The sequence below is a fragment of the Thermococcus alcaliphilus genome (genome assembly GCF_024054535.1).
In the GTDB taxonomy this organism is placed as follows: Archaea; Methanobacteriota_B; Thermococci; order Thermococcales; family Thermococcaceae; genus Thermococcus_A; species Thermococcus_A alcaliphilus.
The window spans coordinates 71,760-95,436 of the sequence record NZ_JAMXLV010000020.1; the positions used below are offsets into that span (position 1 = coordinate 71,760).

Sequence of the window (23,677 nt, forward strand, 5' to 3'; positions counted from 1 at the left end):
TTTTTAAAATTCTTCCATAAAAAAGAGAACTAAAGGAGGGAGAAGAATGGCTGAACTCAAAAAATTCCTAATAAGAAGGCTCCTAACATTCATCCCCACAATAATAGGAGTGACATTGATAGTCTTTCTGATAGCTTATGTTATTCCAGCCGACCCGGCTAAAGCTTGGGCTGGTGGAGAAAAAGCGTCTCCGGAAGCAGTTGAGAGAATAAAAGAAAGATATCACCTAAACGATCCGTGGTATGCCCAGTATATCTTCCTGGTAAAAGGGATTGCAACAAACACCCTTATAGACCCAAGAACCTCAAACCCCGTTTTGGATGATATTAGAGATAGATTTCCCGTCACTTTTCAACTGGCTATAATAGCGTTTGTATTCACACTCATCATTGGAATTCCTCTTGGGCTGATTTCCGCCCTAAAGAGGAATAGTATTGTGGATACGATAGTTAGAATTTTTGCCTTAATTGGAGTTTCAACTCCAGTGTTCTGGCTAGGGTATCTTCTGATTTTCGTGTTCTTTGTGAAGTTTAGAATAACGAACTTGGCCGGAGTTCCTCCTACTCCCGCCACCCAAATAACTCATGTTCCGATAATAGACGCCCTTCTTACGGGGGATTTTACGTTATTTAAGCAACACCTAGCAAGGTTCTGGCTTCCCGGCTTTGTGCTTGGTTTTATGGGGACTGGAGTATTAGCAAGATTTGTTAGAAACTCCTTCCTTGAGGCCATCAGCGGAGATTACATCGAATTTCTAAAAGCAAAAGGTGTTCCCAAGCTCAGGATTTACAGACATGCCCTCAAGAATGCTTTGGTACCAATAGTCACAGTATTAGGCCTTCAATTTGGAGGCCTCCTTGGTGGAACACCTATAACAGAGACGGTATTTGCACTCCCAGGAATGGGAAGTTATGCGATCCAGTCAATCCAGAATCTTGACTTCCCAGTTATAGTTGCAATAACGTTCATTTACGCCTTAATCTACGTTACTGCCAATCTAGTGGTCGATATTCTGTACGCAGTAATAGACCCAAGGGTTAGGTATTAGAGGTGAGAAAAATGCAGGAAGAGTATAAAAAGAACATATTTGACAAAATCGCTGACAAGCTTGTCTATGGAATTGCATCATTTATAAGCATCTTTAAGAAAGACTGGAAAGTAAAGAATAAATCCAAAATGGAAGAATGGAGATTAATGCTTTATGCCCTCAACCGCTCTCCACCTGCTTTAATAGGCGTCTTCCTAGTTATAATTTTTATCTTGTTGGGAGTTTTCGGACCAAGGATGGCAACTTGGAGATACAATTTCTTCCCCTCACTTTATACAATGAATTTTACACAAGTAGTGCTTGCACCACCCGGAAGTAAGGCATACTTGGAGTTTGCAAATACAACAATAACCTACCCATTAGGAGCTGATCACTTCGGAAGAGACCTCCTAAGTTTGATCCTGAGCGGTGCGAGAACGTCTTTCGTAGTCTCCATAATAGTTATTTCTCTCGGAGTGCCTTTAGGCATAGTCCTAGGGCTGATAGCAGGCTACAAAGGAGGTAAAGTTGATGAGCTCTTAATGCGTATAACTGACATGTTCCTAGCATTTCCAGCGTTAATACTAGCGATAGCACTATCAGCAGTACTTCCCGAAAGAATACAAGGGTTTATAGAAAGCCATGCACTTCTGCAGAAGTTCGTTCTCTGGATATTTGCCCTTGATACTAGGGAAGCTGGAAACTTGGGCAGATTGCTTTCGGTGATACTTGCAATGATTATCGTATGGTGGCCAGTTTATGCAAGAATAACTAGAGGTTCGACTCTCACCGAAAAAGAGAAGCTATATATAGAAGCCGCCAGAGCTATTGGACTAAGCTCATGGACAATAATGTTCAAGCACATCTTGCCGAATATCATTGGGCCTATACTAGTATACATAACCCTTGATTTTGGTAGTGTGGTTTTAATGGAAGCAGGTCTGAGCTTTTTAGGGCTGGGTGCGACACCCCCAATTGCCGATTGGGGTAGAATAGTCTATGATGGAGCACAGTACTTCCCAAAAGCCTGGTGGTTAGTATTCTATCCAGGTCTCATAGTCATGCTGGTTGCCCTGGGATGGAACCTCCTCGGAGACGGTCTCAGAGATGTCCTAGATCCAAAGACAAGAAGAAGCATAGAGTTCAAAGTTAAGAAGAGCAAGAAGGAGGGAGAGGAAAATGCCTGAACCAATACTCCAAGTTAGAAATTTAACCGTCCACTTTTACACCTACGCCGGAATTGTAAAGGCCATTGAAAACGTATCCTTTGATGTCTATAAGGGAGAGACTTTTGCACTCGTAGGGGAAACCGGATGTGGGAAAAGCGTCACATCCAGAGCGTTAACCCAACTAATAGAAAGCCCTGGCAGAATAGTAAATGGAGAAGTTATTTATCACTCGGAAAAAGGACCTATCGATCTGCTAAAGCTCAGTGAAGAAGAAATAAGGGAAATAAGAGGAAATGAAATAGCATACATCTTCCAAGACCCTCACGCTTCTCTTGACCCGCTATACACCGTGGGCTACCAAATAGCAGAAGCTATGGAGGTTCATGGGAAAGTTAAAAACATAAAAGAGGGAATTAAAAAAGCCGTGGACATATTAAGAGCAGTTTTAATCCCGGATCCAGAAAAAAGAGTCCACAACTATCCTCACGAATTAAGTGGAGGAATGAAGCAGAGAGTCGTTATTGGAACCGGAATTGCAAACAATCCAAAGATCCTCATTGCAGATGAGCCTACAACAGCCTTAGACGTTACGGTTCAAGCCCAAATCCTAGATTTGATAAATAGTCTAAAAGAGAAGTACCACGCGACGGTTATACTAATTACTCACAACTTGGGTGTTGTTGCCGAAACTGCTGACAGAGTAGCAGTGATGTATGCAGGTAAAATAGTGGAGATAGGGAGCGTAGAGCAAATTTTCAAAAATCCTCTCCATCCCTACACCAAAGGGCTATTGAAAGCCGTTCCCAACCCAATGACAAAAATTGAACGCCTAGAAGCTATTCCCGGTACAGTGCCTAACTTGATAACTCCCCCAGGAGGCTGCAGATTCCATCCGAGATGCCCATACGCCATGGAAGTATGCAAACAGAAGGTTCCCGAGCTAGTTGAAATAGAAGATGGACACTTTGTTGCATGCCACCTTTACTGAGGTGAGAACATGGAGAAAGTACTTGAGGTTAAACATCTGAAGAAATACTTCCCAGTTAAAGGGTTATTCTTCACCAAAGGGTACGTAAAAGCAGTTGATGACATAAGCTTTGAAATATATAAAGGAGAAACCTTTGGTTTGGTAGGAGAAAGCGGATGTGGGAAAACAACCACCGGAAGAACAATCCTCCGCCTTATAGAACCAACGAGTGGTGAAATTATCTTCAAGGGGAAAAACGTAATGGAGCTCAAGGGAGATGAACTCAAGCAATTCCGCAGAGAAGCCCAAATAATGTTTCAGGATCCCTATTCTTCCCTAAATCCGAGACAAACGGTATTCGAGATTATAATGGAACCCGTAAGATTTCACGGGATTCACGTAGATGACCCAGAAGACTTCGTAATAAAGTTGCTTGAAAGCGTAGGTCTTAACGAAATGCATCTCTATCGTTATCCTCACGAGTTTAGCGGTGGGCAGAGACAGAGAATCGCATTAGCAAGGTTGCTGGCTCTAAGACCAGAATTCATCGTGTTGGATGAGCCCACTTCAGCACTTGATGTATCAGTACAAGCAAATATCCTAAACACCTTAAAAGACCTTCAGCAGGAGTTCGGCTTTACGTATCTCTTCATCTCCCACGATCTTGGTGTAGTCAAGTATATGAGCCACAGAATGGGAGTGATGTACCTTGGAAAGCTCGTGGAAGTTGGTCCAGCAGAAAGAATATTTGAAAACCCATTACACCCATATACTCAGTTTTTACTCTCCGCAATCCCAGTTCCCGACCCTGAGCTTGCTAGGGAACTAAAAGCAAAGAGACAAAAGATTACTGGCGAGCCGCCAAGTCCAATAAACCCACCCAGTGGATGTCGCTTCCACCCAAGATGCCCATATGCAAAGGAGATTTGTAAGAAGGAAGAACCCCCATTAGTGGAAGTGGAGCAAGATCACTACGTGGCTTGCTGGCTGTACTCCAAGGCATAGAGTGCTTGCCTAAACCCGCTATCCCGCTTTAAAAGCTCTGTATAAATGGGGTCTTTTTCCCCTTTTTCGTTATATATTTCATCCCCCTTAAGCTCAATTGTATAGTATCTCCATTCTATTGGTCGTAATTCCACATCCGTAAGTTCAGCTGGACTTTTAACCCCCAAAACCTCTTGAAGAAGAGAGAGTGCCAATAATGCTTCTCGATTTTCTTTTGCAAGTGCTTCATCTTTTTCCTTATGTCTTCGAAATCCGCTAGGAATTCCAAGAATCCTGAGGACATTCCACTTCCGTATATGTCTGAGTCTCTCGTCAAGTCTTCTTCCTGAAAGTTCGTATATTCTCTCAAAGGTTGTCTTAAGGAATTCCTCAATAGTTTCTTCATCAATCAGCTTTGGAAGCGGATTTTCTGCATCTCTCGGGAGGTTGCTGTCAAATTTTCTTATAAGGACACTAATGTGTTCTGCTTTCTCAACTTTTCTGGAAAAGTAGGCGTCTAGCATAAAGCGTCTTCCCTTTACCTCGAAAACGAGATATGGTACCTCAATCCTCATGAGGCTTAATATTTCAAAAAGCTATATAAACGCTTTTCTTTTATTTGGGCTGATGGGTATGAAGGTAAAGGAACTTAAATCACTGGGAGTCGATGAGAGAGTCATAAGGCTGATACTCGAGAGAGGTATAGAAGAGCTGTATCCCCCTCAAGCAGAGGCATTAAAAACTAAGGTGCTTAGCGGAGGTAACTTGATTTTAGCCATCCCTACTGCCTCTGGAAAGACCCTTGTTGCGGAAATAGTGATGATAAACAAGATTCTCCGTGAGGGGGGAAAGGCAGTATATCTCGTCCCATTAAAGGCACTTGCCGAGGAAAAGTACAAGGAATTCAAGTTCTGGGAAAAGCTTGGAATTAGGATAGCAGTGACAACTGGGGATTACGACAGTGCAGAAGAGTGGCTTGGGAGATATGACATTATAATAGCAACATCAGAAAAATTTGACTCTCTGCTTCGCCACAAGTCTCCATGGATAAACGATGTTAAGCTCATAGTTGCGGATGAAATTCATCTTCTCGGCTCATACGACAGAGGGGCTACCTTGGAGATGATTCTCGCTCACTTAAGGGATAAAGCCCAGATTTTAGGGCTGAGTGCAACAATTGGAAATGCCGAAGAGCTTGCGGAGTGGTTAAATGCTGAGCTAGTGGTGAGTGAATGGCGTCCCGTAAGCCTAAAAAGGGGTGTTTTTCACCATGGACAGCTTTTCTGGGAAGATGGGAGTATTGAAAAATTCCCAAGCCAGTGGGATTCTCTCGTTATTGACGCTTTAAAAAAAGACAAACAGGTGCTTGTCTTTGTCAATACCCGAAGAAGTGCCGAAAAAGAAGCCCTTCTATTAGGGGGGAAAGTCCAGAGATTTTTAAGCAAGCCCGAAGAGAGGAGACTGAGCCAAATAGCGGATGAACTTGAGAGCACTCCAACCAACGAGAAACTTAAAGAGGCTCTGAAGAAAGGAGTAGCCTTTCACCATGCAGGCTTGGGAAGAGAAGAGCGCTCCATTGTGGAAGAGGCCTTTAGAGAAGGGCTTATAAAGGTGATTACAGCTACCCCGACCTTGTCCGCTGGCGTAAATTTACCCGCGTACCGCGTCATAATTAGAGACACAAAGCGCTATTCTAACTTTGGATGGAGTGACATTCCCGTTTTAGAAATACAGCAGATGATGGGAAGGGCAGGAAGACCTAAATACGACAAAGAGGGGCAGGCAATAATAATTGCAAAGACTGAAAAGCCAGAAGACCTAATGAAGAGATACATCTTTGGCAAGCCAGAAAATCTCTTTTCAATGCTCTCAAATGAAGCCTCCTTTAGGAGCCAAATTCTTGCCCTAATAACAAACTTTGGAGTTAAGAACTTTAGAGGGCTAATAGAATTCTTGGAAAAGACCTTCTACTATCACCAGCGAAAGAACCTCGAAGCCCTTGAAGGAAAGGCCAAGGACATAGTCTACTTCCTACTTGAAAATGAGTTCATCGATATTGACCTAAACGACCAGTTCATGCCGCTCCCATTCGGAATAAGAACTTCCCAGCTGTATCTTGATCCATTGACGGCTAAAAAGTTCAAAGATGCTTTTGAGAAGCTTGAGACGAATCCAAACCCGCTAGGAGTTTTTCATCTTTTGGCTTCCACCCCGGATATGGCATCTTTAAGGATAAGACGCAAAGAACAGGAGGATATCCTTGACTATGCCTATGAGATGGAGAGCTACCTCTACCAAAACATTCCCTATTGGGAAGACTACAAATTTGAGAAGTTCCTTGGAGAGGTAAAAACGGCAAAACTTCTCCTTGACTGGATTAACGAAGTTCCCGAGGCAAGAATCTTGGAAACTTACGACATAGACACAGGAGATCTCTACAGGATACTGGAATTGGCAGATTGGCTTATGTATTCCCTAATTGAATTATACAAGCTTTCCAGCCCCAAAAAAGAGATTTTAGAATTCTTAAAGCAGCTTCATTTAAGAGTGGAATATGGAGTAAGAGAAGAGCTTCTTGAGCTTACAAGCCTTCCAATGATAGGCAGAAAGAGAGCAAGAGCCCTATACAATGCAGGATTTAAGAGCATAGAAGACATCGTAAAAGCAAAGCCCAGTGAACTCCTAAAGGTGGAGGGAATTGGAGTCGGAATCTTGGAAAAGCTATACCAACACTTTGGAGTGGAACTTCCAAAAGTCAAAGCAAAGAAAAAAGCAAGAAAAGGAACTTTAGATGAGTTTTTCAAATGAGCAACCTTTTTAAATCAATTAGCTTTAGGTGGGTGTGGGCAATGATAATCTGTATAGTAGGAATGCCTGGTTCTGGGAAAGGTCAGATAGTGAAAATTTTTGGAAAGTACGGAGTGCCTCACGTTTCTATGGGGGACATTGTAAGGGAAGAAGCTGATAAGAGGGGGATCCCAAGAACTCCCGAAGGAATGAACAGTGTGAGCATTCAGCTTAGGCAGGAGCTTGGGGACAATGCCGTGGCAAAATTAACTATCCCAAAGGTAAAAGAACTACTAAAGAAGCACAAAGCAGTTATAATCGACGGAGTGAGGTCTCTAGAGGAAATTCAGACGTTTAAAGATGCGTTTCCAGATGAAAAGATAATCATAATAGCCGTGCACTCTTCGCCAAGAAAAAGATTTGAGAGGCTCAGCAGAAGAGGGAGGAGTGACGACCCAAAAACATGGAGTGAGTTTGAGGCTAGAGACTGGAAAGAGCTCAAGTTTGGAATTGGAAATGTCATAGCTTTAGCGGACTACTTAATAGTGAATGAAAACCACATAGCAGAGTACAAAAAAGAGATAGAGAGACTCGCGGAGAAACTTGGACTAAAAAGCAGCAGAGCTACCTCTTGAGCCATGCATCTAAGCCAGTTTGTTTTGAGCTTTGATACCTTAAATCCTCTTTTCTGTATCCAAATGCTTCGAGTATCCTAAGTACTGCCGGCAAAACTTGGTTTTCTATGTAGTAGTCCGGATCGTACCTGTGTTTTCTAGGATCGTATTCTGTAAGTAAAATTACCCTATCGCTTATCTTTCCGCTTCCTTTGAGAACGATATAACTTATTATTGTGCCCGGTTTCACTTTTATCCCTCTTGCGGCGAGCCTTTTTGCTATCGCTACATGAGGGCCAATGGCTTTGTAGTCCTTTAAATCCCTGGTAATCTGCTCATGGATAACAAGCTTTTCAAGTGGAACCCTGTATTTTGCTATTTTCTCTACAACATCTCTGACAATTTCTACAGCTTTTTCAACACTTCCCTCTTTAAGTATAGCCTCTAAAACTTTTGCCTGAGTCTCCTTAGCTATCTCACTCCAATCTCTCCTTACTACTTCCAAGCCCCTTGTTGTTATTCTACCCTCTTCATCTATGACTGCATAGCGCTTTTTTGTAACAAAGAATCCTCTCAAGTAAAAGCCCTCATACTCAAGCTCAAGCAGACCTGGAAGTTTAGAGTTTATGTAGTTTAGGAATTCCTTGGCTTTCTTTTTAATGATTTCAGGCTTTTCCCCGGGTATTGTGGCATAAAACCCGTCTGTATCAGCATAAAGAACCTTAAAACCGAATTTTTCCTCTATTTCTCTTATCGTCATCTCTATGTAGTGTCTTCCCCATGCGGTAACACTTTCGGCACATTCCTTCGAGTACCATCTTGCCTTAGGATACCCCATATAGCCGTAGTAACTGTTTGCAAGCAATTTAACGGCCCTTTGCCTATAATCAAGCATTTTCTTTTCGATTGGGTCAATTGTAGCTTTCATTTTCTTCTTTATATCTTGCCTCATTGCAATTAAGTCCCCGAGTATGGAGGGAATAAAACCCGGAAAGTCCTTGCAGAACCTATATCCTACTATCGGAGCAACATCGTAATTCTTACAGCCCTCTTTTTCAAGGGTATCTGGGGATACGTTGTGAGTAACTATTATTGAAGGGTACAGACTGCGGAAATCCAAATAAATGATATTTTCCCACAAACCCTTTTCTGGCTCTTTTACATATCCTCCCAGGTAAGTTGTTCTTAAGCGCCGTTTATACTCTTCCTCATCAGGTTTGTTCGGTGCAAGTTCATTCCTCGCGTATGCCACCCTTAAAAGATACCACTCCACGAGGTTGCCGGTGCTTGATCTCGAGACGTCCCATACACTTTGACCTATCAGCTTTGCCAGCTCAGCTTCCATAGGGAAGAATTCCTTTCCGAGCTCATAAGTTGCCCTAGCATCTTCCATTGAGTACTGAGCTAGTTTTTTCATGCTTTCTTCTGTTTCCCAGATAGCGGCAATTTCCTCTGCTCCTAATTTACTTTTGGTTTTTCCTAAAACTGCTTCATAAACCGCCTCAAGCGTATACGTTGGGAGGTTTATCGTCCTTCGCACAACTGGGAAAAGATCAAAGTGTATTCTACCCTTGATTTCTACAGCGAAGCTATCTCCCATCCTTTGGATCTTGGGTTCGGGATGTTCTTTGTCTCTTCCCAAGACAAGCCGAACTCCCAGCTTTTCTGCCCGTTTTATGAGATACGGCAAATCAAAATTGTCCCCATTGTAAGTTATTATCACATCGGGGTCTTTTTCTTTAACAACTTGAACAAAACGCTTTATCATTTCTCTTTCATTGGATACAACATCAACATACGGCAAATCGATATTTTTCCATGTGATTACTCTGGCTTCTTCTTCATCGGCATAACTGATCATTATTATCTCGCCCTTTCCAAATTCATCTCCCTCATGATAAAACGTTTCAATATCAAAGGCAAAAAGCTTAAGCTCCTCGTCTCCCTCCATGGGAATCAAGCCCTTGTCTATGAGATAACGCTTGGCAAAGGGTATGTCATATTCGTAAATGTCAACCACAGCTGGATGTTCCCTTATTTTGCCCCTCATGGCTGGAACGTCTTGGGGATGCTCGAAAATGAGCTTCCAGACTTCAAATTCCCTTCCCAAAAATTTTTTCCTGACTTTCACTGCATCGAGCACTCTCACAGTTTTTCCATGTCTCTCGCCCTTTATTGCCTTTATCTCCTCAATAGCGGAGTCATCTTTGAGAAGAGCATATATATAGGGCTGAAAATGAGGGTCAAGTTCTATTTTAAACTCCCCGTTCTCTTTCTTAAAAATTCGGATTATAGGCTTGCCATCTTTTGTTATGTAATCAGTGTCCAGTATCATAAATACCACCAGATATAAACTGGAATTCAAATTAAATAAAAGTTCCGCCAAATTTTTAAACCCCCATCCAAATCGAAAATCATGGAGTTGTTCTACAGAATAACCCTTCACGAACTCATTGCAGATATACTGACCCTCATAGAGGAGCGTGAGCTTTCATCAAAAAATGCTTTGGAGAGAGTTTTCAAGAGGGTTAGTGGAAAGGACAGAGAAAGGGCGAGAGGTTTGGCTCATGCTTACGTCTTTGAAATTGAAAAATGGAGGAAAAAAATAGATTTTATTGCGAATTCTCTCCTCAAAGGAACCAGAATCGAGGATCTCGACCTTTACCTTGCGAACCTTCTTAGGATTGGTATATTTGAAATGAAGTTTAAGGGTGTTAATCCAGCAATAGCCACAGATTCGGTAGTTAGAGTTGTAAAGGAAAAATACGACTTAAACAGAGCAAAATTTGTAAATGCTGTTCTTAGAGAGACAGAAAAATTCGATCTGGAAAAAGCTCTAAAAAAGCTTAAAGAAAAGGATAGGATAGAATATCTAAGCGTAAAATTTTCCCATCCACGCTGGTATGTTGAATACGTAATTGACCTTCTCGGCTATGAAAATGCTATAAGACTCTTGCTGAGCAATAACAGACCTCAAAGATACTACGTTAGAGTCAATCCATTAAAAACTAACATAGACAAGCTTGCGGAATATTTGGAAGAACATGGCGTTAGAACGGCAAGAACCCCAGTTGATGACGTTCTAAAGATTTTGGAATACGAAACACCTATAACCCGCTTGGATTGGTATAAAGAGGGCTATTTTGTTATTCAAGACCTTGCGAGCGCATACGTAGCCCACGTCCTTGCCCCAGAAAAAGGTGAGAGGGTTTTAGATCTTGCCGCTGCCCCGGGAAGCAAAACCTTCCACGTGGCCCATTTAATGGAAAATACTGGGGAGATAGTTGCCGTTGATTATTCCGTCGAAAGGCTCCAAAAAATGAAGGCAAAAATGAAAGTTCTTGGCGTCAAAAACGTCAAACTTGTGCACGCAGATGGAATGAAATTTAAAGATAAAGAGCCATTTGACAAGATAATTCTCGATGCTCCCTGCTCTTCTTCCGGAACATACAGGCAATTCCCGGAGGTTAAATGGCGCTTTGATGAGAAAAAGATAAAGAAGGTTATTCAGGTTCAAAAAGCTATGATAAGAAACGCTTACAAAAATCTAAGAGAAGGCGGGGAAATGACGTATTCCACGTGCTCAATAAGAGTCGATGAAAATGAGGAGAACATAAAGTACGCCATAAATAAGGTAGGTTTTGAACTCCTCGATTATCCGTTCACCTGGGGAGAGAAGGGGTTCACTGAGATCGGAGATAAAGTTTTTAGGAGTTTCACCCATTTACACGACTGTAACAGCTTTTTCATTGCAAAATTGAAAAAATAAAAAATTAAGACTCTATTTCTTGGATGGCACTTTCTAATAGGCTTATCGCATCTCTCTCATAAAGATACGCTCTTCTTACTGCATAAACTCTGGGTAAAGGCACATACTGTTTCCAAATCTTTACCCTTATGCTCTCAAGATCATCAGTGTGCCAAGCATAGAGCATTTGCTCGGTCGCATTAAGGTGGAGTTCCAATGCCTTTTTTAAAGTTTCATTACTGACCCCAACTTCTTCGGAGCTTGCATATAGCGCTGCAAACTGATCGTATTTGTTAAAAAAGTACTTGCTCCAGATCTGGATCATCATTATGTAGCTTCTTCTATCTGCCTTTCCTTTACCCCCAATGAATTTCAAGTCATCAATGAATGCGAAAGTGTCTACTGCACTATCATATTCGTCAGCTATTTGAAATACCAGAGTTATTACTTTTCCTCTATACCTACTTACATCTAGACTCGCTGTGTAGATTGATGTGACTTCATTAATATTTACGGTTGGGTCTGCTGGAGGAGCTGTATAGTTTTGAATTCCATCTCCCACATAGGGTATATTGCCATTAGGCAAAAGAGCCATATCTTTAGTAGAACCATCGGGTAATATAACATATGCCCTAAAGAAATCCCTATACTCATCTACATAACTTGGAATCTCGTTTGAACCAAAGAGCCACTTGAAAGACAAGGTTTCGGCATTAGCAGGAACTTTTAGCTTAATGGTTAAAGTTGCGACGTCATTTATTTCGGTTCCAAATACTGGGTGTCCATTCGGTATTGAGATTCCTCCTTCTGATCCAATGTCCCCATTTACTGCACTGCTTGCGATTCCAGAACTTAAAATTACGTATGAATCTCCCTCTATTGGGAATCCCAGCTTGTCAATATTGGATATAAAAATCTGACCATCCCCTCCTTCAAAAGTAGCACTTACGAGAGTATTCCTAGAATCCTTACTTAGAATGGCAAGAGCTTCTTGTTTTGCATCTCTAGGAGCAGGCAAACTAACTGCAAAACTTCCTAAACTAGCCAGGAACAAAAACAGAATTCCTAGGGTTATCAACTTTTTCAATTCACACACCTTCCATGCTTCTTCAATCTAATTTTAGAAACTGAAAGTATTTAGGTAATTGGTCATTACCCTTTTTAAATTCAACAAAAATCTCCAAAAGAGGATATAATAAAACAAACAATGCTATGGAAGTGGCTTTCTCTTCACAGGCCCCTTAGGATACTCCTCCTCAAAAATCTCCGCTGTAAAACGGTAAACTTCCGTATCTTCATCTAGCCAGCAATCCGGTGGAAGACCTGCTTTCCAGCATGTTTCACTCAAGAATTCCTCTTCATCCCATCCCCATTCAATAGGAACTTGAGGAAGCAAAAGCCCGCTGTAAATCCCCTTTTTAATGATAAGTCCATCCCTTCCAACCTTTATCTTTTTAGGTCTTTCATGAGGAGGCCCCTCTACAGGCTCTGGAGGAGTTAGAACACTGACTTCTATCGTTAGATTATCAAGTTCGTCAAGTGTTACGGGAGGAAATCGCGGATCATCAACGGCTGCATAAATAGCAGCTTTTATAGTGGCTCTGACTAGAGGATATATTGGATATGGAAAACCTATGCACCCACGTAATGCCTGCGTAGGGGGAACACCTACCCTATTGAGAGTTACAAAAACCCCCATTTTTTCCCAGAGCTCGGGAGGAGTGTCTTTAGGAGGTTCTATTTCCTTACCGGACTTCAGGTACTCCTCTATGGCTTTTCTGGCAAGCTTCACTAGAAGTTCTCCCCACTCATCTTTTATCTTATACATCTATCTCACCAACACTCTTTTGTTCGTTGGACAAAATAAGGCTTTCCACCGTTAAGCTTAAAAAATCGTCGATTCTAATTTAGCCAGGTGTCGAAAGTGGGGGTAATTATTGAATTTGTCATTGTTCCGTTGGGAGAACTAAGCTTAAGCAAATATATCGCTCATGTAGTAAAGCTTTTAGAGGAGAAGGGGGTAAAATATCAATTGACTCCTATGGGCACAATCATTGAAGTCCCAACTCTCAGAGAGGGCCTAAAGATAGTTGAAGAGGCTCATGAGGCGATGTTTGTACTAGGTGCAAAGAGAGTTTCAACAACGATAAGAATTGATGACAGAAGGGACAAGGATAGAAAAATGGAGGATAAGGTAAAATCAGTTTTTGAGAAAGTCCGGGGGGATAAAGATTAAAGTATTGGTGCTTGCCATCGATAGAGATGATGATTTTGGAAAAAAAGCTGGGGTTAGGGGACCTGTTATTGGAAGGGATGCATGCATAGATGCCGCTCTGAAACTTAGCCTTGCCGACCCTGAAGACAGCGATGCCAACGTTTTATATGCTGCAGTAAAGCTCTACGACGAGCTTAAAGAAAGGGGAGAATTTGAAGGGGTTGAAGTAGCACTCATTACAGGGCATCCAGATGTAGGTGTTAAGAGCGATCTGGAACTACAAAAACAGTTAGAAGAGGTTCTTAAGCGTTTTCCCGCTGATGGAGTTATACCAGTGACAGATGGAGCAGAAGATGAGCAAATATTCCCCATAATAACTTCAAGAATTCCTATCATAAGCACTCGCAGGGTTGTAGTAAAACAAAGCGAAAGCATTGAGACAACGTATTACATTCTGTATCGCTATCTAAAAGAAATCTTAAGTGATCCTGAAGCAGCAAAAATCTTCTTTGGGCTCCCTGGAATGATATTACTCATTTATGGCGTTGCCCGGTTGCTTTCTATAAAATATCAACAGAGTGTTGCAATAATTTCCTCAACCGTTACCGGGTTAATACTCTTTCTCATAGGAGGATACTTCTTCGCAAAGGCTTTCCGAATAAGGGAAGTTTTAGGGCACTTCCTAACCAAGGGATTTATACAGTTTGTTTCTGCTGTTGCAGCAATATTCGTTCTCTTCGCTGGAGCAGTGAACGCTTATCTTAACTTAGAAAGCATTGCACTCCAATTAACCGGGAGGTATCCTGGGACGGAGCTCTTAGGAGTAGTTATTTTTCTAAATGCCATAAACACCCCATTTATCGTTGCACTGGGCGTTTTAATGATAGGCAAGATCGTTCATTCTTACCTGAGAAAGGATTACCATATATGGTATTACATAAGCGGCATTTTGCTGTTGCCGGCATTGTGGATAACAATTGATGTTACTACACTCTATGCCCTCTCAATAGTATCCTTCTATTCCATCGAATTCCTGAAGAAAGGGCTCATAGCAATTGCCGATATAGCCCTTGCAACCCTTGTTGGAATGTATCTAAGGGATAAAGTAAGAGGATGGGAGAAAGTTGAAACTGAAAGAAGCACTCCGGGAGTATGAAAAAATAAAAGAAGATGTCAAAAAACAAAGACAAAAAATAGCGGAAAAATACACAAAGACCTCTAAGGAGATTGTCTCAAAAATTCTCAAAAATCTAGAGAAACTTGAGCAGAAAGAGTTGCCCAAAAAGATTGACCCCCAATTAGCAAGAATTGTAGAGGTTGAGAAGGAGAGATACATAACTGCGCTTCGAAATATGGTGAAAAAGATAGAAAACATTGAAGATGTCAAAAAGATACTGCCAGAAATCTCCAAGTTTCATGTTGCCCATGGGCGTCATTTACTCCTGATCTTTGAGAAGGAAGTGTATGAAATAAACGCCCTTTTAAAGTCCCTATCTAAGGAGTATTCCACATACCTTGAAGAGATAAATAAAGTTGGTATTGAAAACGTGAAGGCTAAAGAGCTACTAAAAGAATTGGAAGATCTTAAAAGCCATATAAAAGATGAGGAACGTTCAAAAGAAAATCTCATGACGCAGTTAAAAAGGCTTCAGGAACAGATTGAGGAGCTCGAAAATAAGCCAGAGTTTAAAGCCCTTAAAGAATCAGAAGAAAAGCTCAAAAGAGAAATATCGCAAAAGGAAATAAAGATCCGTTCTAAGGTTTCCAAGCTTCAAAAACCAATAAAAAGAATGAGAATGCCAGATGCGACTGCGAGAGAATTTTTAGAGAACTCTGCCTATGCCATTCATCATCCAGAAGAGTTTCTGAAGCTGCTCGATAAAATTAAAGACAATCTTGACAAAAAGTATAGGAAAACTGCAGAATGGGCTAAGACAAATTTGGTAAAGGAGTCTCAAGAACTGGCTGTGATGAAAGAAAGATTAACAAAAATCGAAGAGAAACTCTCAACTTTCATAGGTGAAGAAGAAGCCAAAAAACGGGAAATTGAGGAGCTAAAGAAAAAAATCCAAGAAAAGGAAGAAAAAATAAGATCGTTCAAGAAGCAGATACATGAGCTAGAGGAAGAGCTTAGAAAAAGCATTTCAAAACTTGAACGCATCTTGGGAGAAAAAATCGAGAGGAGTTAAAGTTTTTATATTTTTAGGATTACCTAATTCTGGGTGGTGAAAATGATAAAGATTGACAGGCTGAGATTCGGAACAGCCGGAATACCTCTTTCAACACCAAAGCCCTCAACGATCTCTGGCATAGAACAGGTTAGAAAGCTTGGCTTAGATGCAATGGAGCTTGAGTTTGTGAGGGGAGTTAATATAAAACCCGAAATGGCCAAAAAAATAAAATATGTTGCACAAAAGAACGATGTTCTTCTCACGGCACATGCGCCTTATTACATAAACCTAAACGCAACAGAGAAAGCGAAAGTGGAAGCAAGCAAAAGGAGGATAATCCAGAGTGCCGAGCGTTTGCACGAGGCTGGAGGCTGGAGCGTAGTGTTTCACGCAGGCTACTATTTAAAACAAGACCCTTCAAAGGTCTATGAGAAAATTAAGAATGAAATAAAGGACATTGTGAAAGTCCTGCAGGACAAAGGAATAGACGTGTGGATAAGGCCAGAGCTGACTGGAAAGCCAACCCAGTTTGGAAACCTTAAGGAGCTAATAAAGCTAAGCCAAGATGTTGAACAAGTTTTACCGGCTATAGATTTCGCCCACTGTCATGCTAGAAACAAAGGAAAGTACAACAGTGCTGAAGAGTGGAGGGAGATGCTGTCACTCATCGAGAAGGAACTTGGAAGAGAGGCTTTAGATAACATGCATATCCACATAAGCGGAATAAACTACTCCGAAAAGGGCGAAAAGAATCATCTGAATCTGCAAGAAAGTGACATGAAGTGGGAGGATTTGCTAAGGGTTTTGAAAGAGTTCAGGGTTAAAGGAGTCGTTATAAGCGAGAGCCCCAACATAGAGGGCGATGCTCTGTTAATGAAGAAAAAATATGAGGAAATCAGAGTTTAGAAAGATAATCCACGAGGAAATTCAAAAATATCTCAACATCCTCCATTTCGTTGTACAAGTGAGGAGAAACCCGTATACCGTAATGACCCAACGCTCCCCTGTGACTGACCTTTATCTCTTCAGCGATCATCTGTTGGTAAATTTCTTCTTCTTTCTCATAGCTCAAGCCTGTTTTTATTGTAACTATTGCCGAGTTTTCCCAGTTTTCGTTACCAATAACCTCTAACCCCAAGCTCAGAGCTTCATCTCTAATCTTTCCTGCGAGCTTGGTGTTGTGCTTCTCAATTTTCTCTATGTTTAGAGCGTTTATCAACTCAAGGGCTCCCCAGAGAGCTGTTGCCATAAGGTAAGGCGGGCCACCACCAAAGTCAAGCTTTCTCGCATCGTTTTTAAGCTCGAATTCTCCCCAAGGATTCTTTTCAGGCATTCCCCACCACGATGACCACTCTCCCATAGGAGGCTTCATATTCAACAGTCCGGGCAGTGGCGAGGCTTCTTCGATAAGCTCATTGGAGATATACATAATCCCTGAACCAATAGAGGGGTTAAGTAACCACTTCTCACCCCCAGCAGCAAAGGCATCAACTCCTTCTCTTTCTGGATATAATACCAAACCACCAGCATGCTGAACAGCATCCGCTATGAGCCATGCCCCATGCTCGTGGGCAATTTTGGATATTTCCTTTAGGTTCATCCTTTGGCCCGAGATCCACTGGACACTGCTCCCGATTACTGCAAAGGTGTTATCATCTACAGCTTTCTCAGCATCTTCAATGAAGTACCAGCCACCTCTGTTTTTGACGATCCTGAGCTCCAGACGGTGCTTTTTTGCATAGCTTTTAAGAAGACAGGCGAGTGAGGGAAACTCTATATCAAAGGAAACAATATTCATACCCTTTCTCGGCTCCAGCGATGAGAGTAATCTTTTCAGCCCCTCTGTTGTCTGGATTGTTAGGGTTAGATTCTCTTTGCTGGTATGAAAAAGCTTTGCTCCCTCTTCGAGGACTTTTTCCATGATTTCTCTGTCTAAAAAGTCCACTGAGTCAGCTCCTTCCTTGAAATCTGCCAGATAAGACGAAAAATCCATAATTCTTTTGAGAGCAGTTAAAGGCAAAAATCCAGCACTTGCCGTGTTCAAATAAGCTTTAAAATTCTTTAATCCGGGAAAAAGATGTTTAATGCTCATGCTTCCACCTCAGCTTTTTTCTAACCTTCCATACTTTTCCATTATTTTTATGAGCTCTTCTTTGGGAAGAGCGTAGCGGATGTGATTGTCTCTTCCGCTCATGGTCTTTGCATGGAGAAGGGAGTTAATTATCGCCTCCTCAACAGCCTCAGCTGTAGCTTTAAAGAGGGGTGACAGGATGCTATCAGGGAGTGCTTTTATGCTTAGCGGATCGTTTTGGTAGTGTTTTACTCTCTGAGCAGTCGAAAAGGCAAAAACTATATCTCCGCTTCCATTATATGCATAACCCCCGGTTCTTGCTAACCCTACGGTTCCCCTCTTAGCGACCCTGTACAGCTGTCTTGAAGTAAGAGGAGAATCTGTTGCAACAATCATTATTATGCTTCCCTTTCCTTCTCCCCCTTTTCCAGGCCAGTTCTTCAGCTCCAGCCCTACGGGAACTCCAGCTATCGTTAAATCCTCCCTTTTACCAAAATTGCTCAAAACCAAAGCTCCAACGGTGTACTTTCTGCCCTCAATATGCACAACCCTAGAAGAAGAGCCAATACCTCCCTTAAACTCGAAGGCACTCATCCCAGTTCCAGCGCCAACGGCACCTTCTTCAAAGTCTTCTTTTGCATTTTCAATTGCTTCAAATATGTGCTCTCTTTTGACGTGCTTACCTCTGATGTCATTTAGGTAGGAGTCGTTGCATTCCATGACCACTGGATTAACTGAACCTGTACTCACTCCTATGTCCTCATTTTGCTCAAGCATGTAATCTATAAGGGCATCAGCAACAGTGCCGATGCTTAGAGTGTTGGTTAGTATTATCGGCGTCTCAAGGGTTCCCAGTTCTTGCACTTGAGCTAAGCCAACTGGTTTGGCGTAACCGTTCATAACGAAAGCACTTGCCAGAAGCTTTTCCTTATAGATGTTTCCATTATGAGGGATTATCGCTGTCACTCCCGTTCTTACAGGACCTTTACCTGGGATAAGTTTTCCTTCGCCTCGGATTAGCGTGACGTGACCAACTTTGACGCCTTTAACATCGCTCATTGAGTTTTTCTTTCCATGTTCAAAAACTCCAATCTTGATGCCAAGTTCAGGGGCTTTCATACAAACCACCAATAAGAATACGCCCGAAAAATAAAAGCTCTTCCGCAATGGATAAATACTCCAACACCAAGTTTCTTCGGTGACTAAAATGGTTGACTGGAAAGAGAAACTCGGCTTGGTACACATATACACAGGAAACGGAAAAGGAAAAACCACAGCTGCCTTGGGCTTAGCATTAAGAATGCTTGGAAACGGAGGAAAAGTGATTATGATACAGTTTTTGAAATCAGCTAATGTCTATGGCGAACAGAGAAAAGCCAAAGAATGCGGGGTTGTTGTTGAATCCTATGGTTTACCAAAGTTCGTTCACGGAAAACCTGAGCCAGAAGAGATTGAAGCTGCAAAAAAAGCATTAGAAAGAGCTAAGGAAGTTGTTAAAAGTGGCAAATGGGATCTCGTAATTCTAGACGAAATATGCGTAGCTTTGGGATTTGAGATGATAAAAATCGAAGAGGTTAAAGAGCTCATAAAAGAAAAAGCTCCAAATACTGAACTTGTTCTAACAGGCAGATATTGTCCGGAAGAGCTTTATGAATTAGCAGACTATGTAACGGAAATGAGGGAAATAAAACATCCCTATACCAAGGGAGTAGTTGCCAGAAAGGGTGTAGAGTACTAAAAGAACCGAAAAGGTTTTAATAACCAATGTGCAATATATGGTGGGAAAATTTTAGTTACGAATTCTTACTTAAATTGGAGGTGATGGAAATGAGCGAGGAAAGGATCCAACAGATTATCCAAGTTCTGAAAGAGCAGGTTGTTCAAGATACAATCGTCCCAAGAAATATTAGGAGGGCTGCTGAACAAGCCATTGAAGCCCTAATGGATACCAGCAAAGATCCAACTGTGAGAGCCGCGGATGCTATCGCTATTCTTGAGGAGATTAGCGAGGATCCAAACATGCCAATGCACACGAGAACTATAATCTGGGAAGTATTGGGCGCTTTGGAGCAGATTAAATGATTTGCTTGCCTTTTTCTTTTAGATACCATAGCTTTGCACTTTCTTCTACCAATTCCGCTTTGTAATAAGCTTCCCTTAAGCTTTTTCCGACGGTTACTATTCCATGATTCTGTAAAATAACTGCATCATGATATTCTAGATACTTTGCAGTCTCTTTAGCCAATTCCCAGCTCCCAGCTGGTTTGAACTCAGCTATGGGAATCTTTTTTAGATATATCTCAGCCTCGGGTGTTATTATGGGGAGTTCTTCACTAAGCAACGTAGATGCAACTATCGAATAAGGGGGATGGAGATGAACTATAGCTCTTATATCCCCTCTCCGCTTGTAGCTTTCAACATGAAGCTTCCATTCTGAAGAAGGCCTTACTAAGCTTAGAACGTTCCCATCAAGGTCAATTACGGATATTTGCTCTTGCGTAAGTTCATCCATAACAGACCCAGTTGCCTTTATGAAAACTTTTCCGTTAAAAAGAACACTTAAATTGCCTCCAAATGCTGCGGTTAGCCCTCTTTCGTGAGCTAGTCTAGAGTACCTAACAAGCATCTCCTTAACAATTCTACTCATTTTTTCACCACCTTTACTCCAAAGCCACAAGAGTTGCAGTAAGCAATATCTTTCTGCCAGACGAGCTCATCAGCCCCACATACAGGGCACACTTCAAGTTTACCGCTTTCTTTCCATGCCTCATAGGTTTTCTCACTTATTACAAGAAGGATATCCCCATCTTTTTCAAAATATCCCAAAACAGGAGTGCTTTTTAGTTCAAAGGTCTCTGCGTCTATTATAACAGGCTCTAAGCCAATGTTTCCTTCAAATTCGAGCTCATTAGCTGGTATTATATCAACTATATAGGCATTGAGTGTTTTGTCGTAATACACCATGAGTTGCAGGGCATCGCTTAGATCTCCGGAGGAAGAGAATATATCCACAGTTATATACTTTGCAGATGGGATCAAAAGGGCGAGAACATACTTAGAACGGAATAGGGCAAGCCCTTTTCCCAAACACACCTCTTCGAGACCAAGAGAGACTAATATTTTTCGAAGACTCTCTCCATCCGGGATTTCCTTTTCTTGTAATATCTGATCCTTAATTTTTTCCGCAAGGGGCATCGCAAGCATTATTGGTTCGTAGATTATCATTGCTATCACCATAGAAGAGTGGTAGTCTTGGCTTTTAGATTTTGTTGTTACAAGAGATTTGGTGCGGGGGCGGGGATTTGAACCCCGGAACCCCTACGGGAGTGGATCTTGAGTCCACCGCCTTTGACCAGGCTCGGCAACCCCCGCGCGTGGGGCTTCATTTCTCTATACACCAATTCGGTTTTAAAAACCTTGTGGTCCCAAATCTTGATTATAGGCCTGCCTCACTTGATATATCACAAGAGTTATAAGTTATAACTTACAAGTGATAAGTTATAAGTTCAGAACAAAAAAGCATCATCTCTCCATTTTCTTAACGCCATCCTTCGTACCAACAAGAACGATATCCGCGATATCTGCAAAGATGCCGTTTTCGACAACTCCAGGAATGTTGTTCAGCTCGATCTCCATGTCGAGTGGGTCTTCGATTTTTTCAAATTTTGCATCAAGGATAAAGTTCCCGTTGTCAGTTATTACGGGCCCGTCTTTTTTAACACCCATCCTAAGCTCAGCCGTTGCATTGAAGACTTCGAGTTCCTCCTTAATAGCTCTCCATGCTACAGGGATAACTTCTATGGGGACTGGCATTTTCTGGCCGAGATATTCTACAAGCTTGCTCTCATCAACGAGCACTATAAACGTTCCAGCCCTATACTCGATGATTTTTTCCATCGTTAATGCCGCACCCCTTCCTTTGATGAGATTAAGGTGAGGGTCGACTTCATCCGCACCATCTATAGCTAAATCAATGGCATCAACTTCATCAAGGCTCACAACGGGAACTCCACTCTCAAGAGCCAAAAGGCGTGATTGATGTGAGGTAGGGATGCCATAAACATCTTCAAGTTCCCCAGTCATGAGCTTTTTTCCAAGCATTTGAATAAAGTAAGCCGTTGTAGAACCTGTACCTAACCCGATTATCATATCATCGTCAATGTATTTTAGGGCTTCCTTAGCGACCATTCTTTTCATTTCTTCCATCCTTCATCCCTTCGTTATATTGTATAGGAGGGATTGGTTTGAGTAAAATTTCGGTTCAGGCTGCAGGATGAGGTTATAGCTAAAGATCGTGAAGTACAGCCAGAACAAGAAGAATCCCCAGAAGCCTTTCTTAAGCAGAACTCTCTCGTCTTTCAACTCATCTGGAAGATCCTTAACGAGAGCGATGACTATCTTTGGTGAGAGCAGATAAATTAACAAACCTGCGATGTAACCCATTTGAGCTTGAGTTGACAGGATTCCACTCACTATCCCTGCTATTGTTCCGATTGCGTAAAATATGAGCGACATCTTGTTTTCAGCATTCACCCTCTATCACCTAAAACTTAGTTTAAGGATTCATTTAAAATACTTTCCATTACTCCTCAAAGTTCTCTAGCAGTCGCTCCCCTTTTTCAGTGAGCTTATAGTAAACCCTTCTTCCCCTCTTGTACGCCTCTTCTATCAAACCAAGGGCTTCGAGTTCTTTTATGTGCTGATAAACTGCTTGATACTTCATTGGCTTTTCGAGGTTCTCCCAGATTTCATAACCATACATGGGCTTCTCTCTTAGGAGCTTTAGAATTTCCAGCTTTGTCCCGCCAATTGAAAAACGCTCCCTCTCTTCTACATAGTAGCTTTTTAATCCCGAGCCCGTAACTATCAAAGCCACTTTGTCTCCTTTTTCAAAATACCCGCTTTCGTGGAGCTTTACTAGAGCCGGAATAACAACGGCTGAAGAATACTCAGCAAAAACGCCCTCTTTGGCAAGAGCCCTCTCTCCAAAATCAAGCTCATCTTCACTTACAACCACGGCTGTTCCATTGCTTTCTTTAACAGCTTTTATTGCAAGTTCCTTGTTTATTGGGTCTTTGACGTATAATCCAAGGGCTTTGGTAAACTCCCTTCTACTTTCTTTTCCCAATATCTCTGCCGCTATTGGAGAGCAGTTTTCAGTTTGCACTGCAATTAGTTTGGGGAGCTCTTCAATAGCCCCAATTTCTAAAAGCTCCCTAAAGCCCTTGTAGATGCTGTAGATGTTGCTTCCACTTCCCGTTGGCACAATTACATGGGTTGGGTTTATTTCTTCCCATAGCTCAAACGCGAGGGTTTTCTGTCCTTCAAGCCCGATTATATTGTTTTCAGGAGTTATGTCATAGAGACCATTTAACCGGGAGAGTTCTCTAGCATATTCTATACACTCATCCACGCTGTCTCCATAGCGAATTATCTTAGCACCAAAAGCTATCATCTGAATGAGCTTTCCCTTGTCAACTTTTTTGGGAACAACAACAAAGGCCTCTTTATTGGCTCTAGCGGCGTAAGCTGCTAGGGAAGCTGCTGCGTTGCCATCGCTGGCAACTATGAATCCATTGCCGGCATATGGCAAGCCATATGAAACCCCTACCGTAGCAAGCCTATCCCTAAATGAGCCCGTTGGATTCCTCGTCTCGTCTTTAATAAAAACGTCTACTCCGAGCTCTTCGCTGAGTTTTGCTCTAACTAAAGGTGTCCCACCTTCTTTTAGGGAAATTATCTTGGTTACATTGGGAAGTAACTCTTTGTACCTCCATACCCCTTTCTCTCTGTTTTTCCATCTTTTGACATCTACTTTAGAATAATCATATGACACCTCAAGGAAAGCCCCACATGAACATCTTGGGGGTATTATCTGCTTATACTCTCTTCCACATTTGGGACACTTTATCATCATCACCCAC

The 23,677-nt window shown here is 41.8% G+C and carries 24 protein-coding genes and 1 tRNA gene; 13 read left to right on the forward strand and 12 right to left on the reverse strand.

The genetic code is table 11. From position 1 onward, the window contains the following. The first annotated feature begins 46 nt into the window (after positions 1-46). From NF859_RS05010 to NF859_RS05025, 4 genes are read left to right on the forward strand one after another with little or no spacing between them, the layout of a single operon-like run. Entirely contained in the window at positions 47-1,048 is a 1,002-nt protein-coding gene (locus NF859_RS05010) for an ABC transporter permease (RefSeq protein WP_087037880.1), read from the forward strand. 11 nt (positions 1,049-1,059) lie between these two features. Continuing rightward, positions 1,060-2,214 carry an ABC transporter permease gene (locus tag NF859_RS05015; protein WP_087037878.1) on the forward strand — a complete coding sequence of 385 codons (1,155 nt, stop codon included), beginning with the start codon at positions 1,060-1,062 and terminating at the stop codon, positions 2,212-2,214. Next, positions 2,207-3,184 (forward strand): ABC transporter ATP-binding protein, encoded by a 978-nt coding sequence (locus NF859_RS05020; RefSeq protein ID WP_087037876.1) that lies wholly within the window; start codon positions 2,207-2,209, stop codon positions 3,182-3,184. The genes NF859_RS05015 and NF859_RS05020 overlap by 8 nt, the downstream gene beginning before the upstream one ends. 9 nt (positions 3,185-3,193) lie before the next feature. Then, complete coding sequence (locus NF859_RS05025; protein ID WP_252743285.1) at positions 3,194-4,168, forward strand: ABC transporter ATP-binding protein; 975 nt, start codon at positions 3,194-3,196, stop codon at positions 4,166-4,168. On the opposite strand, the gene NF859_RS05030 is transcribed toward NF859_RS05025, so the two are convergent. Beyond that, positions 4,135-4,722 (reverse strand): hypothetical protein, encoded by a 588-nt coding sequence (locus tag NF859_RS05030; protein ID WP_252743286.1) that lies wholly within the window; start codon positions 4,720-4,722, stop codon positions 4,135-4,137. The genes NF859_RS05025 and NF859_RS05030 overlap by 34 nt on opposite strands. A gap of 58 nt (positions 4,723-4,780) precedes the next feature. Here NF859_RS05030 and NF859_RS05035 point away from each other — a divergent pair, with 58 nt between their 5' ends. Both NF859_RS05035 and NF859_RS05040 read left to right on the forward strand, forming a co-directional pair. Further along, complete coding sequence (locus tag NF859_RS05035; protein ID WP_252743518.1) at positions 4,781-6,955, forward strand: ATP-dependent DNA helicase; 2,175 nt, start codon at positions 4,781-4,783, stop codon at positions 6,953-6,955. 41 nt (positions 6,956-6,996) lie between these two features. Beyond that, on the forward strand, positions 6,997-7,569 hold the full coding sequence (locus tag NF859_RS05040) for a dephospho-CoA kinase (protein ID WP_252743287.1): 573 nt from the start codon (positions 6,997-6,999) through the stop codon (positions 7,567-7,569). On the opposite strand, the gene NF859_RS05045 is transcribed toward NF859_RS05040, so the two are convergent. Then, positions 7,559-9,883 carry a DNA-directed DNA polymerase gene (locus tag NF859_RS05045; RefSeq protein ID WP_252743288.1) on the reverse strand — a complete coding sequence of 775 codons (2,325 nt, stop codon included), beginning with the start codon at positions 9,881-9,883 and terminating at the stop codon, positions 7,559-7,561. The genes NF859_RS05040 and NF859_RS05045 overlap by 11 nt on opposite strands. Before the next feature lie 81 nt (positions 9,884-9,964). On the opposite strand from NF859_RS05045, the gene NF859_RS05050 reads away from it, so the two are divergent. Further along, a complete protein-coding gene (locus NF859_RS05050; protein ID WP_252743289.1) occupies positions 9,965-11,317 on the forward strand; it encodes an RsmB/NOP family class I SAM-dependent RNA methyltransferase in 1,353 nt (450 codons plus the stop codon). Positions 11,318-11,321: 4 nt separating this feature from the next. Here NF859_RS05050 and NF859_RS05055 read toward each other — a convergent pair whose 3' ends face one another. Together NF859_RS05055 and NF859_RS05060 are read right to left on the reverse strand one after the other, a co-directional pair. Then, complete coding sequence (locus NF859_RS05055; RefSeq protein WP_252743290.1) at positions 11,322-12,392, reverse strand: choice-of-anchor L domain-containing protein; 1,071 nt, start codon at positions 12,390-12,392, stop codon at positions 11,322-11,324. 114 nt (positions 12,393-12,506) lie between these two features. Then, complete coding sequence (locus NF859_RS05060) at positions 12,507-13,124, reverse strand: TIGR00296 family protein (protein WP_252743291.1); 618 nt, start codon at positions 13,122-13,124, stop codon at positions 12,507-12,509. Positions 13,125-13,220: 96 nt separating this feature from the next. Between NF859_RS05060 and NF859_RS05065 the strand changes: the two genes are divergently transcribed. Genes NF859_RS05065 through NF859_RS05080 form a run of 4 tightly spaced genes read left to right on the forward strand, consistent with a single transcriptional unit; the run spans position 13,221 to position 16,588 of the window. Further along, the gene (locus tag NF859_RS05065) at positions 13,221-13,532 is read left to right on the forward strand and encodes an MTH1187 family thiamine-binding protein (protein ID WP_252743292.1); all 312 of its coding nucleotides are present in this window, start codon (positions 13,221-13,223) and stop codon (positions 13,530-13,532) included. Positions 13,533-13,539: 7 nt separating this feature from the next. After that, positions 13,540-14,667: a DUF373 family protein gene (locus NF859_RS05070; RefSeq protein ID WP_252743519.1), complete on the forward strand. Its 1,128-nt coding sequence runs from the start codon at positions 13,540-13,542 to the stop codon at positions 14,665-14,667. Further along, a complete protein-coding gene (locus NF859_RS05075) occupies positions 14,636-15,700 on the forward strand; it encodes a hypothetical protein (protein ID WP_252743293.1) in 1,065 nt (354 codons plus the stop codon). Before NF859_RS05070 ends, NF859_RS05075 begins: the two co-directional genes overlap by 32 nt. A 42-nt stretch (positions 15,701-15,742) precedes the next feature. Continuing rightward, positions 15,743-16,588, forward strand: a complete 846-nt coding sequence (locus NF859_RS05080; protein WP_252743294.1) for a deoxyribonuclease IV — start codon at positions 15,743-15,745, stop codon at positions 16,586-16,588. Here NF859_RS05080 and NF859_RS05085 read toward each other — a convergent pair. Together NF859_RS05085 and NF859_RS05090 are read right to left on the reverse strand one after the other, a co-directional pair. Continuing rightward, the gene (locus NF859_RS05085; RefSeq protein ID WP_252743295.1) at positions 16,578-17,774 is read right to left on the reverse strand and encodes an aminotransferase class V-fold PLP-dependent enzyme; all 1,197 of its coding nucleotides are present in this window, start codon (positions 17,772-17,774) and stop codon (positions 16,578-16,580) included. The genes NF859_RS05080 and NF859_RS05085 overlap by 11 nt on opposite strands. Positions 17,775-17,783: 9 nt before the next feature. Further along, on the reverse strand, positions 17,784-18,872 hold the full coding sequence (locus tag NF859_RS05090; RefSeq protein ID WP_252743296.1) for a DmpA family aminopeptidase: 1,089 nt from the start codon (positions 18,870-18,872) through the stop codon (positions 17,784-17,786). 79 nt (positions 18,873-18,951) lie between these two features. Between NF859_RS05090 and cobO the strand changes: the two genes are divergently transcribed. Together cobO and NF859_RS05100 are read left to right on the forward strand one after the other, a co-directional pair. Continuing rightward, a complete protein-coding gene (cobO, locus tag NF859_RS05095) occupies positions 18,952-19,491 on the forward strand; it encodes a cob(I)yrinic acid a,c-diamide adenosyltransferase (RefSeq protein ID WP_353936093.1) in 540 nt (179 codons plus the stop codon). 89 nt (positions 19,492-19,580) lie between these two features. Further along, the gene (locus NF859_RS05100; RefSeq protein WP_435371997.1) at positions 19,581-19,835 is read left to right on the forward strand and encodes a stationary phase-response protein; all 255 of its coding nucleotides are present in this window, start codon (positions 19,581-19,583) and stop codon (positions 19,833-19,835) included. On the opposite strand, the gene NF859_RS05105 is transcribed toward NF859_RS05100, so the two are convergent. The 6 genes from NF859_RS05105 to NF859_RS05130 form a co-directional block, all read right to left on the reverse strand. Then, complete coding sequence (locus NF859_RS05105) at positions 19,828-20,400, reverse strand: aldolase (RefSeq protein ID WP_252743299.1); 573 nt, start codon at positions 20,398-20,400, stop codon at positions 19,828-19,830. The genes NF859_RS05100 and NF859_RS05105 overlap by 8 nt on opposite strands. Then, the gene (locus NF859_RS05110; protein ID WP_252743520.1) at positions 20,397-20,978 is read right to left on the reverse strand and encodes a hypothetical protein; all 582 of its coding nucleotides are present in this window, start codon (positions 20,976-20,978) and stop codon (positions 20,397-20,399) included. Before NF859_RS05110 ends, NF859_RS05105 begins: the two co-directional genes overlap by 4 nt. Before the next feature lie 59 nt (positions 20,979-21,037). Beyond that, positions 21,038-21,125, reverse strand: a tRNA-Leu gene (locus NF859_RS05115). 150 nt (positions 21,126-21,275) lie between these two features. After that, entirely contained in the window at positions 21,276-21,959 is a 684-nt protein-coding gene (rpiA, locus tag NF859_RS05120; RefSeq protein WP_252743300.1) for a ribose-5-phosphate isomerase RpiA, read from the reverse strand. Positions 21,960-21,962: 3 nt separating this feature from the next. Then, the gene (locus NF859_RS05125; protein ID WP_252743301.1) at positions 21,963-22,286 is read right to left on the reverse strand and encodes a hypothetical protein; all 324 of its coding nucleotides are present in this window, start codon (positions 22,284-22,286) and stop codon (positions 21,963-21,965) included. Positions 22,287-22,335: 49 nt separating this feature from the next. Continuing rightward, positions 22,336-23,667, reverse strand: coding sequence for a pyridoxal-phosphate dependent enzyme (locus NF859_RS05130; RefSeq protein WP_252743302.1), 1,332 nt, complete (start codon positions 23,665-23,667; stop codon positions 22,336-22,338). Positions 23,668-23,677 lie beyond the last annotated feature (10 nt).